Consider the following 12822-nt stretch of genomic DNA (forward strand, 5'->3'; position numbering starts at 1 on the left):
GCTTGAGGTTAGCGGAGTGTCCGCGTCACTCGACGTTCTGCACCTGCTCGCGGAGCCGCTCGAGCTCGACCTTGATGCCGACGACGAGCTGGCTGACCGAGGCGTCCTGGGCCTTCGCGCCGAGCGTGTTGGCCTCGCGTACCATTTCCTGCAGAAGGAAGTCGAGCCGCCTCCCCACGGGCTCGCCCCCGCTCGCGGCGAGCACGCCCTCGAGCTGATCGAGGTGGCTCCGGAGGCGCGTGAGCTCTTCGGTGAAATCACTCTTGTCGACGAGGATCGCGAGCTCGAGCTCGAGCCGCCCCCGATCCACCATGAGCTCCGCGCCCGCCAGCAGCCGCTCCAGCCGCTCGTGCAGCCGCCGCTGCGCCGCCTCGCGCAAGCCGTCCGCCTGGGACGCGATCGACTCGATGAGGCGCCGCAAGGCCTGACACCGGCCCGATAGATCCACGAGCAGCGCCTCGCCCTCCGCCCGGCACATCGCGTCCATCGCCGCGATCGCCGCCTCGATCGCGCGCCTCACCGCGTCCCGCACCGCGGCGAGCTCCGGCCCCGCCGGCGGGATGAACAGATCCGGCACCGCCGAGAGCAGCGCGAGCGGTAGCTCCGCGCCCGGCGCGAGCTCGTCACGCAGCGCGACGAGCTGGCGGAACGCCGAACGCGCGCGCGCCACGTCGAGCGTCGCCGCCGTGAGGACAGGGCCCTCCGTGCGCACGACGAGCTCGACACGCCCGCGACGCAGCCGCTCGCGCACGACCTGCTCGGCGAAGAGCGCGATCTCGGCGAGCTCCCGCGGCAGCCGCGTCCGAACGTCGAGGAAACGCTGGTTGACGGAACGGATCTCGGCGAGCACTCGGCCCTCTCCGAGGGTCACCTCGCCGATCCCGAACCCCGTCATGCTCCGCATATGGCCCTGCCGGATACGTCGCTCACCGAAAGAGTGCAACAACGTTGGTTGCCGCACCCGTGCTACCCGCGCTCTGCCGCGGGCTTTGCGCTCGCATCTCGGCCGAGCGCCGAGCGGCCTCGGCCGGCCCCGCGGCCCGCAGCGCCTCGAGGTAGGCGACCGTCGGGGCGATCCCTTCTTCCCACCGCACGAGCGGCTCGTACCCGAGGATCTCCCGCGCGAGGCTCACGTCCGCGAGCGAATGCCGCACGTCTCCGGGGCGCGGAGGCCCGTGCTCGACGTCGAGCTTCCTGCCGAGCACACGACCGATCTCCACGCAAAGCGCGTTCAGCGACACGCGCCTCTCGCCCGCGATGTTGACGACCTCGCCCGCGAGCTTCCGCGGCGACGCGGCCGCGAGCAGGTTCGCGCGCACGGCGTTGTCGACGAAGCAGAAGTCGCGCGTCTGCTCGCCGTCGCCGAAGATGCGGATGGGCCTGCCCGCGAGCGCGGCGTCGACGAAGCGCGGGATCGCCGCGGCGTACGGCCCCTCGGGTGTCTGGTGCGGGCCGAAGACGTTGAAGTACCGGAGGCACATCGTCTCGATGCCGTAGATCGAAGAGAAGACGCGGCAGTAGCTCTCGCACGCGAGCTTCGTCACGGCGTACGGCGAGAGCGGCATCGCGGGCATGTCCTCGCGCTTCGGCAGCACGGGCGTCTCGCCGTACGCCGAGGACGACGCGGCGAAGATGACGCGGCGGACGGAGGCGCGGCGCGCGACGTCGAGCACGGTGACGGTGCCGCCGACGTTGACCGCGTCGCTCGTGACGGGGTCCTCGACGCTGCGCGGCACCGATCCCAGCGCGGCCTCGTGAAAGACGACCTCGACGCCCGCGGCGGCCTTGGCGACGGCCTCGGGATCACGGATGTCGCCCTCGAAGCGCTCGACCGCGGAGGAAGGGGAGATCCCGTCGAGGTTCTCCCACATCCCCGTGGCGAGGTTGTCGAGCACGCGGACGCGCTCGCCCGCGGCGACGAGCGCCGCGACGATGTTGCTGCCGATGAAGCCGGCGCCGCCGGTGACCAGGTAACGAGGCTTGGACATGCCCGATTCGATGCTCGAACGCGCGGGCGCTCTCGACCTACTTCTTCTTGAACAGATCGTCGAGGCGAGCCTTCGACTTGGCGATCTGCGCGGACGTATCTTCCGGCACGCCGTTCTTGAACGTGAAGAACGTGCAGAAGTTCGCCTTTTCCCGGTCCGGGATGTACTCGGCGATCCGCTCCTTGCACTGGTTGTGCGCGGACGGATCCCAGTACTCGCAGTTCTTGCAGCAGTGCATGTCGACGCCGCAGTGAGGGCACGTGTCGGCGCGCTGGAGCTTCACCTCGAAGACGAGCTCGTTCTTGCACTTGTGGCAGAAGTGGCGCTTCTGCTCGACCTTCGGAATCCAGCCCATCGGTCTCTACACTCCCTCAAACGAGGCCCTTGCGGCGCTGGATCTCGTTCTTGATCTTCTGGTACTCGACCTCCCAGGTCCGAGTCCCTTCCTGCAGGTTCTTCATCTTGTTCCGGACCTCGGCGTCGAGCTCGTCGTCGGCCGCCAGGTACTTCTTGAGCACCGGCCGCATGCGACGCCTGAGGTCGTGATCCTGTCCGAAGACCTCGTCGACGTTGCCCGAGTGCATGAGCATCTCGATACACTGGTCGAGCAGGTAGTCGAGGATATCCTCGCCGATCTTGATGCCCTTCTGCTCGGCGATGATCTTGCGGATCCGACCGAGCTCCGAGGGCGGAAGGCCACGCGACTCGAGCGTGGCCTTCGACTTGTCCATCACTTCCTTTTCCGTCGCCAGGTACTGAGAAAAGACGGACTCCAGATCGCGGACCACCTCTTTTCGGTCCGGGCACTCGATCTCCCCGTTGTCCGCCAGGGTTTTGACGATTTCTTCGCTGAGAGGGGCAATTTTACCGCTAAAGAGGCGCATCCAACGATCCGTAGCTTCAGGGGAGCGGGGCACCGGATCCCCGCCGACTTGGGTTCTTCGGCTGGGGCTTCGGCCCCCGAAAGGTACGGGCCGTACTTCGGAGATGTCAACGCAAGCCGCGTTCTTTTTCAGGGCCCGCACGGCGAAAAACGCACCTAGAGGAGCAGTCTCGATATGATGGGTAAGGATGCGATGGCACCGAACGTCCCGGCTCGTTCCGGCGCGGTCAGCAACGACGGGGGGCTCGATCCGGACGCTCGCAAGCGGCGGATTCTGCGGCGTGGAGCGGTCGGGAGCGCGGCTTCGCCCGCTTCGCAGACCCTCCTCGCCGATGCAGGCACGATCCAGCGAGTGACGCGCGGTCGGCCGCTCGTCACCCAGGGCGACCCCGCGAACTCGGTCGTGATGCTCGGCGGCGGACGCGTCCGCCTGGTCCGGGCGCTGAACGAGGGGCACACCCTCTCGCTTGGTTACCGCGGCGCGGGCGACCTGCTCGGTGAGGCCGCGCTCGGCGGCGTCCCGAACCACCGCGAGAGCGCGATCGCCACGGAGGACGTGGAAGCGCTCGTCGTCCCGATCGCGACGATCCGCGGGCTCATGGCCTCGGACCAGGCCTTCGCGAACGCGCTCGTCGGCGCGCTCGTCGAGCGCAACGCCGAGACGGAAGAGCGGCTCGCGTCGATGCTCTTCCGCAACGTGGAAGCGCGCCTCGCGGAGTTCCTGCTCAAGGCTGCTCAGCGCTGGGGCATCCCCGATCCGCGCGGCGTCCTGATCTCGGCGCCCTTCACGCACCAGGAGATGGCGAGCATGATCGGCTCCACGCGCGAGACCGTGACGCTCACCCTGGGCGAGCTCCGCCGCAAGGGCATCATCGAGGTCGACCGCCGCCGCATCGTCGTCCTCGACCGCGAAGGCCTCAAGACGAGGACCTGACCCTCGCGTGGGGGGCCCGAGCCCCCCGCTTCGATCCCGTCGGATGAACTGCGCGTTTGCGCAGTTCATCCACCTTCGGTCCAGGCCGTGCCTGGTCCGGGGTGCAGGGGGCGAACAGCCCCCTGCTGGGGTCCGGGGCAACGCCCCGCTCTCACCGCGGCCGCTTCGGCGGCACCCGCGCTGGAGCTCGCCCGCCGAGCTTCAACCTTCGCATCACCGCGACCTTCTGCCGTTCCTTGTACTTCGCGTGGCTCGCGTCTCCGAGCTCGTTGGCTGCTTCTGTCTCGCGGTCGATGAGCTGGAACTCGCAGAGCACGAACACGATCGGCCCGAGCGCCCATGCTGCGGGCGGCGCCAGCTCCATGATCTCGGGCGGCAGCCGCACGGGCAGATCCACGACGAAGTGGATCACGCGATAGCTCTGATCGCTGAACGTGTTGTTGCTGAGCGTCAGGCCGTCATCCACGCCTGCTTGCAGCTCTCGCAGCAGCATTCGCAGGAAGGGGTGACGCTCGCAGTAGCTACGGAAGTGGAAGATCGTGTTCGTGCTCTGCCCGGGCACGACGTAGTTGAACGGGAAGAGGCGCTCCGACAGGTAGAGCAGGACGGGCAGGATGTCGTCAGCCTCCCGCGTCACGATCCGGAAGCGCAGCTTGTCGTAGATCGCGGCTGCGGTCGTGTCGGTCTTCGAGAGCAGCTTCGTGTAGAGCGAGTCCTTGTTCTTCCGCCCGCCGATGAACTCCGTGATGGGGAAGCCGGCCGCGAGCATCCCGCCCACGATCCGGTAGACCTTCTCCTCGACCAGGTGAAAGACCTCCTGGTCGGACATCGGGATCGAGAAGAGCAGCTCGCGCCCCTCGAGGTGATGGATGATGTGCATCGCCTTCAGGATCGTGCAGGCGCAGAGCTGCCTGTGACCCTTGCCCGAGGCGAGGACCAGCATCTCCTCCACCGAGAGACGCGCGACGGGCTTGGGGATCGGGAACTCGAAGTGCCGCCGCAGATAGGCGATCGCTTCGTTCTTGATCGCCTCGAGTCGCGCGCGATCGGCGGGCTCCTCGGGTCGGAACTCCTGGGCTCGCAGCAGCGTGCGTGCCTCTTCCTCGTCACGGACGTGGAGCCTGTGCCAGTCGACGACGGAGTCGCCTCGCAGGATGAGACGCACCGCCTCGAGATCCATCAAGGAGAACTCGTCGAGGCCCTTGAGGGAGCCGACGGTGTCGTACGTCATGACCCGAGGTTATCAGCGCCGAGCGGGGCGCCGTTCACGCACGCGCGTTCGGCGGCGAGGGCGGCGGCGCGTTGGGCGTCCGGCCGAGCGAGAGCGTGCCAAAGAAGATACCGATCGTCAGAACGACGACGGCCGCGTGCCCCATATAAGCACCACTGCAACCGATCGCGGCGAAGGGAGCGAGAGCGGCCAGGTACCAGGGCGTGATCTTCATCGGTCCTCCATCAGTGCAGGCGACCCGTCCCTCGGATCGCCCTCCGCCGCTGCCGCGCTGCCCCCGTCCTCAACCGACAGGGTGCGCTCATCAGCGACAGATAAGAGCATGTAGGATAAGCTGCCACACCCCAAGCCAACGGGCCAAGAAGTAGCGGTGTCTGGGGCGCCGCATCAAGCGAATTCGTCACACGTTCCGTTCCCGACCAAAGCCCGAACGACACGAACCAAGAAACATCCAACAAATTCGTTGGATTAGAAGCCGTTTCGTAGGTCGTTTCTCGGCCGACGACCCGTGTCCTGGGAGACGCAAGTGATGCTTGAAGGACGCGGGCTGTCTCAGCGAAGCGGCACGGTGATCTTCTCCGTGTCGCCGAGCGTCAACGTGCGCTGGATCGAGTCGCTGCGATCCGCCCGGTCGACACGGATGTCCAGTGCATACGAACCGTCCGGCAAGTGTACGGTCGTGTGGACGATTTTTGGCGCGCGCCCGGGGTCGAAGCGGAACGAGCTCCCGCCTACGGCGTCCGCCTCGGCGCCCACGCGTGTCCACGTGACGTCGAAGCCCACGACCGAGGCGTGCTCTTCGTCGAGACGAAAATCGACCGAGCGCTCCTTCGGCCAGTGCGGCGCCATCGAAAGGAGCGCCGCGCCGCCGCCCGCGAGCAGGAGCAACGAGAGGAGCCGGCGCCTCCGCGGCGAAGGCGAAAACAACGTCGTGCCCGAGCCTTCGGCCTGCGGCGGCGTCTCCTCGTTCGTCGGCGTGTGCCCTTGCATCCGGCGCAACGTGGCCAGGAGGAGAGGGGAAGTCAACGCATGGAGGGTCAGGGCGAGCGGTTCGCGCGGATGCGACCGACGAGACCCGTGATGACTTGATCGGGGAGGTTGCCGAACGGGGGCATCCGGTTGCGACCTTTGCGGATGACGTCGGCCATCTGATCATCCGTCACCTGCGCCTGCCAGTCGGCGCGCGTGAGATCGGGCGCGCGCATCATCGGGCCTTGCGGGCCGTCGCCCTTGCCGCGCTGGCCGTGGCAGCTCGCGCAGTTGCGCTGCCAGGCGAGCTCCACGAGGCTCTGATCGGGCCCCTCTTGTGCGGAGCCTCGAGGACGCGCGGCGACCTGCCCCGGTTGTTGACCGAGCGGTTGTTCGTGATCCGTCGGCTTCCACTCGCGTACGTCGCGCGAGGAGCGATCACAACCCGCCGCGAAGGCGAGCGAGGAGCCGAGGAGCAACGTCGTGAGGACGAACGGGCGCATGGCCATGAAGGGATGATGGGCCCGGGGCGGGTTGGCCAGCGTTTTTCGAGGCTCGGTCGCCTCACCCCGGCGGTGGTTGGGAACGCGTGTGCGGGAAGGCGGGCGTGGGGGCGGGGAGAAGACGCGGGATCGTCAGGGCGCGCAGGCGTCGAGCACCTTGGGGGCGCCGCCGTCGACCGGCATCTTCATGATGGGCTTGCCGTTGATCGCCGCGTTGATGAAGTCGGTGCGGCGGTTCTGGGCCTTGCCCTCGGGGGTCTTGTTGTCGGCGACGGGCTTCGTCACGCCGAACCCGACCGCGATGAGGCGCTTGCAGTCGATGCCCTTGCCCACGAGGTACTTCGCCGCCGACTGGGCGCGCCGCGCGGAGAGGTCGAGGTTCTTCGCCGCGTCGCCGTCCGCGTCGGTATGGCCTTCGACGCGGAGCAGCGTGACGTTCGGCTTCGCGTCGAGGTACGACTTGACCTGATCGAGGACCGGGAAGCTGATCGGATCGAGCTCGGCGCTGCCCGTCTTGTAAACGATGGCGCCGGGGAGGAGGAGCTTGTTGCCCTCCATCTTGACCTCGGGGGCCGCGGCCGGCGGGGGCTCCGCAGCCGGCGGGGGCGGCGGGGGCGGCGGCGGGGGCGGCGGGGGCGGCGTCGTATCGGCGCCAGCACTACCGGCCGTGTGGATCGTGCAGCCAGTCATCGTGCCGACGGCACCAACCGTCAGCACGGCGCAAAGAACGGGAGCCAGGAACTTTTGCATAGAGATTGATCTCCTTCGAGAATCGCGGGCCGCGGCCAAGCCATGGTTCACCGGCGTGCAGGCAGCCGCCGAGCCGATCGGGGTCTTGGACGCGCTTCTATCAGGTTTCTTCAGGCGGTTTGGAGTTTTTCGTTCGCCGCTCGACCCTTCCCCGAACGTCGAAGCGCCGGGACGCCTTACGCGTCGTGCCGATGCTCCCTCGACGTTTCTCCCGGACCAAACGGCTCACCCGGGCACGTTCTCGCCTCACGCGCGCCGGTCCCCCCTTCCCATCACGTCCCCCCTGACAAACCAGAGGGCGCCGCCGGACCACACGCCGTCTCCCCCGCTGGCATGCGCCGGTTGCGCCCTCTGCTTCGTCTTCGTGCACCTCTCGTGGTCACGTCGGGCGCGAAGAGCCGGCCGAGACGCCGGCCCCTCGCGTCGACGTGGACCTTCACGGCATCGCGCAGGGGTCCGGCGGGGGCATGGCCGGCTCCGCCACCGGGCCGAGCTGAACGGCCTTCGCGTTGAAGCCGAGGCCGATCGAGATGCCGTCGCACTCCGCCTCGGGGTTCTGCGTGCCGTCCTTCATGATGTCGGACGCCTGGCGGATCAGGTTCAAGATGCTCTGCAGCGTCGGCGAGTTCGGATCACAGAACGACTCGTCGAACGCGGAGGCGACCTTCGAGATCTCCGTGATGAGCTGCTCGGTCTCGATGACGCCGGCGATCGTGCCGTTCTCGCCGCCGTTGCGGCTCTCGTCGAGGTCCACGGTGATGACCGCGCTGTTGATGTCGAGCGAGATCGTGAACCCGCTGACCGAGAGCGCGAGCTTGACCGTGCCCTTCGTGCCCGAGACCCACGTGTTCTTCACGACGTAGCTCTTCGGGAAGACGATCTTCGCCGAGGTCGGGTCCATCGTGTTGTTCAGGAGCTCGGGGATGAGCGGCCACTGGTCGGTGCCGTCCCACTTCGGCGCCATGCCGAGGTCCGCCCCGCCGTAGAGCTTCGTCGACAGGTTGTTGCAGTCCGACGCCGTGCCGAGCGTCGGCATGTCGAGCATGATCGTGAACTCGCCGTTCGCGATCGCCTCGTTCGCCTGCACGCTGATGTCCGACGAAAGGCTGATGATGGTGGGCAGGATGTTCTTGCCGAACGAGTTGTCCCGGCCCTCGTCGCCGTCCGGATAGACGGACGCCGGCGCGCCGCCCGCGCGCGGTTTGCACAGACCAACCGACGCCTTGGTCGAGGCACGACCGTCGAGATCGTAGCCGAACTCCCTCCAGGCACCCGTGGGATCCGGCGTGCCATCACGCTTCGTATCACCAAGGAAGATCTGGCTCATCGCCATGACCTTGCCGGCGCCCTCGCAGGCCGCCGAACCAGCGGCCTCTTCCGGAGGCGCGAGGCCCGCGGGGTCCTCGGGCGGAGGAGGCGGCGGCGGCGGGTTCTCGTTGGTGTCACCTCCGCAGCCCAGAACCGCGATGGAAGTTGCCGCGACGACGGCACAGAGAAGACGGGTGCAAAGCATAGAAACGTGACTCACTTTCCCGAACCCGATTCGCGGGTCGTTAAGCGCACGGCAGCCAGTCGAATGCCCGTGGATACGGCGCATGCTAGCCATGCTGCGGTCGTTTCATCAAGGGCGAACCCCGCGCGCGGAGGCTCGTGCACGACCAGAGTGCAGCCGTACGATGCAGCTTCACGAGCAACGCGAAGCATCATGATCACGCGCCAGCGAAGTGACGCGCTTATCCTGACGTGAAGCTCCCCCCGAGCGCGCCCCCGAAACCCCGAGGCTAGATCGATCGTGTCAGCCGAGTTCGTTCATCTGCACGTCCACTCGCAGTACTCGCTGCTCGACGGCGCCCTCAAGATCAAGGACCTCGTCACCAAGACGAAGGCGCTCGGCATGCGATCGGTGGCGCTCACCGATCACGGCAACATGTTCGGCGCGATCCAGCTCTACAAGACGTGCAAGGACGCGGGGGTCAGCGCCATCCTCGGCTGCGAGGTGAACGTCGCGCGGCCTCGCTCCGCGGAGCGCGCGGCGCCGAGCGGCAAGCACGAGGACGCGCCGGTCGATCACCTGGTCCTGCTCGCGTCGAACCTCGAGGGGTACAAGAGCCTCGTGCGGATCGTGTCCGAGGGGCACGTGACGCCCGCGAGCGGCGCCGCGCCGAGCGTGACGCTCGACTTCATCACCCAGCACAGCAAGGGCCTCATCGGCCTCACCGGATGCATGGGCGGCGTGCTCGCGCAGCGCGTGCTGGAGGAGGGCGAAGACGAGGGGCGCGCGGCGATGGATCGGCTCGTGGAGGCGTTCGAGCCGGGCAACCTGTACGTGGAGCTGCAGGATCACGGGCTCGTCGAGCAGCCGGTCCTGAACGGGATCCTCACGCGGCTGGCGAAGGATCGCGGGCTGCCGATCGTGGCGACGAACGACGCGCACTTCGGCAGCCGCGACGACGGCGAGGGGCACCTCTACCTGTCGTGCATCGCCGCGAACCGCTCGTACGCGGACGCGTTCGCGGCGCACCACCAGAGCTTCGAGATGTTCCTCAAGTCGCCGGACGAGATGGCGCACGTCTTCCGCGACCACCCCGAGGCCATCAAGAGCACGCTGGAGATCGCCGAGCGATGCGCGGGGCTGAAGCTGAAGCTCGGCCAGCCGATGCTGCCGACGTTCGCGCTGCCGGAGGGGTTCGATACGAACTCGTACTTCCGGCACGTCTCGCACGAGGGGCTGACGAAGCGCTTCGAGGAGTTCCGCCGCGGGGGAAAGAGCGTCGATCAGGAGGCGTATCGCAAGCGCCTCGACATGGAGCTCGACGTCATCATCGGGATGAAGTTCCCCGGCTACTTCCTGATCGTCTGGGACTTCATCCGGCAGGCGAAGGAGATGGGGATCCCGGTCGGACCGGGCCGCGGCTCGGGCGCGGGCTCGCTCGTGGCGTACGCGCTGCGCATCACGGACCTCGACCCGATCCCGTACAACCTGCTCTTCGAGCGCTTCCTGAACCCGGAGCGCGTGAGCATGCCGGACTTCGACGTCGACTTCTGCATGGACCGGCGCGACGAGGTGATCCGGTACGTCGCGGAGAAGTACGGCAAGACGAGCGTCGGTCAGATCGCGACGTTCCACGAGCTGAAGGCGAAGAGCGTCATCAAGGACGTGGCCCGCGCGATGGGCTTCCCGCCGGCCGAGGCGCAGAAGATCGCGAACCTCATCCCGCAGAAGGGGCCGGGGCAGACGTACACGATCCCCGAGTCGATCGAGATCGAGCCGAAGCTCAAGGCGCACATGGAGAGCGACCCCTCCGTGCGCGAGCTGCTCACGCAGGCGCAGAAGCTCGAGGGCCTCACGCGGCACGCCGGCATGCACGCGGCCGGCATCGTGATCAGCGAGGGCCCGCTCTGGGACCACGTGCCGTGCTTCCGGAACAACGAAGCGCTCGTCACGCAGTACTACAAGGACGACGTCGAGCAGGCGGGCCTCGTCAAGTTCGACTTCCTCGGCCTGAAGACGCTCACCGTGATCGACATCGCGGTGCGCCTCATCCGCGCGCGGCCCGATCAGAAGGGCAACAAAGACCCCTTCGACATCAACGCGATCTCGCTCGAGGACGAGGAGACGTTCCACCTCCTGCAGTCGGGCGAGACGACGGGCGTGTTCCAGCTCGAGTCGAGCGGCATGCAGCAGCTCTTCAAGGACCTGCGCCCGACGAACTTCGAGGACATCGTCGCCGCCGTCGCCCTCTACCGCCCGGGCCCGCTCGGCACGGGCATGGTGAAGGACTTCGTCGACTGCAAGCACGGGCGCAAGCCCATCACGAAGATGCACGACCTCGTCGACGGTCTGCTCGAGCCGACCTACGGCGTCATCGTCTACCAGGAGCAGGTCATGCAGATCGCGCAGCAGCTCGCGGGCTACACGCTCGGCGGCGCAGACCTGCTCCGGCGCGCGATGGGCAAGAAGAAGCCCGAGGAGATGGCCAAGCAGAAGTCCATCTTCGTCGAGGGATCCTTGAAGAACGGCGTGTCCGAGAAGGACGCCGATACCATCTTCGGGCTGCTCGAGTTCTTCGCGGGTTACGGCTTCAACAAGAGCCACTCGGCCGCGTACGCGCTCATCACCTACCAGACCGCGTACCTCAAGCGGCACTACCCCGTGGAGTTCCTCTGCGCGCTGATGACCGCGGATCGCGACAAGATCGAGAAGGTCGTGCGTATCATCGCGGAGGGCCGCGCCTGGGGCGTGGACATCCTGCCGCCCGACATCAACGAGTCGAACATCGACTTCTCGGTCGTCTACAGCGAGCCGGGCAAGGCCACGAAGAAGACCGGCCGGAAGGCGCCGAGCAAGATCAAGGACGCCGATCCCCACGACCCGAAGATCCGCTTCGGCCTCGGCGCGATCCGCGGCGTGGGCGAGTCGGCGCTCGAGGCGGTGCTCGAGGCGCGCACCTCGGGCGGCCCGTTCTCGGATCTGTTCGACTTCGCCCAGCGCGTGGACGCGCGGCGCGTGAACAAGGGCGTGCTCGAGGCGCTCACGCAGTCGGGGGCGTTCGACGCGACGCTCTTGCCGCGCGGGATCACGCGGGCGCGGGCGTTCGCCGCGCTCGATCAGGCGCTCGAGCGGGCGAGGAGCGCGAGCAAGGATCGGGAGCGCGGCCAGGGTTCACTCTTCAGCCTCTTCGCGAAGGCCGCGCCGGCCGACGAGCCGAAGCTCGACGAGTACCCGCAATGCGAGCCCTGGGATCTGCGCGAGATGCTGGTGCGCGAGAAGCAGTCGCTCGGCTTCTACGTCTCGGGGCACCCGCTCGAGCGGTACGGGACCGAGCTCGGCCGCTTCGACGTGACGCCCGCGAGCGCGCTCCCGCAGAAGGACGCGTGGTCGAAGGTGCGCGTGGCCGGGATGGTCGAGGGCTACCGCGAGCGCATCTTCAAGGGCGGCGGCGGGAAGATCGCGTTTTTCCACCTCGAAGACACGAGCGGTCGCGTCGAGGTGAAGGTGCGCGACAAGCAGATCGAGACCTACGGCACGCTCCTGCAGGGCACCGAGCCGGTGCTCGTCTCGGGCAAGGTGAGCTTCCCGCAAGTGGAGGAGGGCGCCGAGGAGGAGCAGGCCGCGCCGCGGGAGCCGACGTTGATGCTCGACGCGGTCGAGCTTCTCGCCGACGCGATCCGCGCCGAGACGAAGAGCGTGCGCATCCGCGTGCAGGCGCGGAAGGCGACGCGGGATCACATCGGCAAGCTCAGGGACGTGCTCTCGTCGAGCCGCGGCGTGTGTCCGGTGCAGCTCTTGATCCAGCTCGACGACGGTGCCGAGGCGGTGCTCGCGCTCGGACGGGATCTCACGGTGACGCCGAGCGACGAGATGCTCGCGCGGCTGGAGAAGCTGTTCGGGGAGAAGGTCGCGGAGCTGCGTTGACCGTAGCGCCGGGGTTTCACCCCGGACCCGACCAGGGGTTGTCCACCCCTGGACCCGGACCAGGGCAAGCCCTGGACCTCAGGTGCATCAACCGCGATGCGGTCGATGCACAGGCATGCGTTCGCCATGGCTCGGGACACGCGCGCCA

The 12822-nt window shown here is 67.7% G+C and carries 12 protein-coding genes; 2 read left to right on the forward strand and 10 right to left on the reverse strand.

Annotated elements, in window-relative coordinates; genetic code table 11:
- Positions 1 to 25: 25 nt before the first annotated feature.
- From GF068_RS01395 to GF068_RS01410, 4 genes are read right to left on the reverse strand one after another with little or no spacing between them, the layout of a single operon-like run.
- Complete coding sequence (locus GF068_RS01395) at positions 26 to 895, reverse strand: YicC/YloC family endoribonuclease (protein WP_240806564.1); 870 nt, start codon at positions 893 to 895, stop codon at positions 26 to 28.
- 31 nt (positions 896 to 926) lie between these two features.
- Positions 927 to 1988, reverse strand: coding sequence for an SDR family oxidoreductase (locus tag GF068_RS01400; protein WP_153817483.1), 1062 nt, complete (start codon positions 1986 to 1988; stop codon positions 927 to 929).
- Positions 1989 to 2025: 37 nt separating this feature from the next.
- Positions 2026 to 2343: a hypothetical protein gene (locus GF068_RS01405; RefSeq protein WP_153817484.1), complete on the reverse strand. Its 318-nt coding sequence runs from the start codon at positions 2341 to 2343 to the stop codon at positions 2026 to 2028.
- 16 nt (positions 2344 to 2359) lie between these two features.
- Positions 2360 to 2872 carry a DUF507 family protein gene (locus GF068_RS01410; RefSeq protein WP_153817485.1) on the reverse strand — a complete coding sequence of 171 codons (513 nt, stop codon included), beginning with the start codon at positions 2870 to 2872 and terminating at the stop codon, positions 2360 to 2362.
- Between the two features lie 192 nt (positions 2873 to 3064).
- Here GF068_RS01410 and GF068_RS01415 point away from each other — a divergent pair, with 192 nt between their 5' ends.
- Entirely contained in the window at positions 3065 to 3805 is a 741-nt protein-coding gene (locus tag GF068_RS01415; RefSeq protein WP_240806565.1) for a Crp/Fnr family transcriptional regulator, read from the forward strand.
- A 151-nt stretch (positions 3806 to 3956) separates the two neighbouring features.
- Here the strand turns inward: GF068_RS01415 and GF068_RS01420 are convergent, their stop codons facing one another.
- The 6 genes from GF068_RS01420 to GF068_RS01445 form a co-directional block, all read right to left on the reverse strand.
- Positions 3957 to 5036 carry a TIGR04552 family protein gene (locus tag GF068_RS01420; protein ID WP_153817487.1) on the reverse strand — a complete coding sequence of 360 codons (1080 nt, stop codon included), beginning with the start codon at positions 5034 to 5036 and terminating at the stop codon, positions 3957 to 3959.
- 34 nt (positions 5037 to 5070) lie between these two features.
- Positions 5071 to 5250, reverse strand: coding sequence for a hypothetical protein (locus GF068_RS01425; RefSeq protein WP_153817488.1), 180 nt, complete (start codon positions 5248 to 5250; stop codon positions 5071 to 5073).
- Positions 5251 to 5588: 338 nt separating this feature from the next.
- Positions 5589 to 6026: a hypothetical protein gene (locus GF068_RS01430; RefSeq protein WP_170319247.1), complete on the reverse strand. Its 438-nt coding sequence runs from the start codon at positions 6024 to 6026 to the stop codon at positions 5589 to 5591.
- 47 nt (positions 6027 to 6073) lie between these two features.
- Positions 6074 to 6514 carry a c-type cytochrome gene (locus GF068_RS01435; RefSeq protein ID WP_153817490.1) on the reverse strand — a complete coding sequence of 147 codons (441 nt, stop codon included), beginning with the start codon at positions 6512 to 6514 and terminating at the stop codon, positions 6074 to 6076.
- 126 nt (positions 6515 to 6640) lie between these two features.
- The gene (locus tag GF068_RS01440) at positions 6641 to 7258 is read right to left on the reverse strand and encodes an OmpA family protein (protein ID WP_153817491.1); all 618 of its coding nucleotides are present in this window, start codon (positions 7256 to 7258) and stop codon (positions 6641 to 6643) included.
- Between the two features lie 436 nt (positions 7259 to 7694).
- A complete protein-coding gene (locus tag GF068_RS01445; protein ID WP_153817492.1) occupies positions 7695 to 8771 on the reverse strand; it encodes a hypothetical protein in 1077 nt (358 codons plus the stop codon).
- A 279-nt stretch (positions 8772 to 9050) separates the two neighbouring features.
- Here GF068_RS01445 and dnaE point away from each other — a divergent pair, with 279 nt between their 5' ends.
- On the forward strand, positions 9051 to 12674 hold the full coding sequence (gene dnaE / locus GF068_RS01450; RefSeq protein ID WP_338046155.1) for a DNA polymerase III subunit alpha: 3624 nt from the start codon (positions 9051 to 9053) through the stop codon (positions 12672 to 12674).
- Positions 12675 to 12822: the final 148 nt, after the last annotated feature.

Origin of the sequence: Polyangium spumosum (assembly GCF_009649845.1) — a bacterium.
In the GTDB taxonomy this organism is placed as follows: domain Bacteria; phylum Myxococcota_A; class Polyangia; order Polyangiales; family Polyangiaceae; genus Polyangium; species Polyangium spumosum.

Coding starts and splice junctions, on each gene's coding strand:
- GF068_RS01395 (WP_240806564.1), bottom strand. CDS start 895: ATGACGGGGTTCGGGATCGGCGAGGTGACCCTCGGAGAGGGCCGAGTG.
- GF068_RS01400 (WP_153817483.1), bottom strand. CDS start 1,988: ATGTCCAAGCCTCGTTACCTGGTCACCGGCGGCGCCGGCTTCATCGGC.
- GF068_RS01405 (WP_153817484.1), bottom strand. CDS start 2,343: ATGGGCTGGATTCCGAAGGTCGAGCAGAAGCGCCACTTCTGCCACAAG.
- GF068_RS01410 (WP_153817485.1), bottom strand. CDS start 2,872: ATGCGCCTCTTTAGCGGTAAAATTGCCCCTCTCAGCGAAGAAATCGTC.
- GF068_RS01415 (WP_240806565.1), top strand. CDS start 3,065: ATGGCACCGAACGTCCCGGCTCGTTCCGGCGCGGTCAGCAACGACGGG.
- GF068_RS01420 (WP_153817487.1), bottom strand. CDS start 5,036: ATGACGTACGACACCGTCGGCTCCCTCAAGGGCCTCGACGAGTTCTCC.
- GF068_RS01425 (WP_153817488.1), bottom strand. CDS start 5,250: ATGAAGATCACGCCCTGGTACCTGGCCGCTCTCGCTCCCTTCGCCGCG.
- GF068_RS01430 (WP_170319247.1), bottom strand. CDS start 6,026: ATGCAAGGGCACACGCCGACGAACGAGGAGACGCCGCCGCAGGCCGAA.
- GF068_RS01435 (WP_153817490.1), bottom strand. CDS start 6,514: ATGGCCATGCGCCCGTTCGTCCTCACGACGTTGCTCCTCGGCTCCTCG.
- GF068_RS01440 (WP_153817491.1), bottom strand. CDS start 7,258: ATGCAAAAGTTCCTGGCTCCCGTTCTTTGCGCCGTGCTGACGGTTGGT.
- GF068_RS01445 (WP_153817492.1), bottom strand. CDS start 8,771: ATGCTTTGCACCCGTCTTCTCTGTGCCGTCGTCGCGGCAACTTCCATC.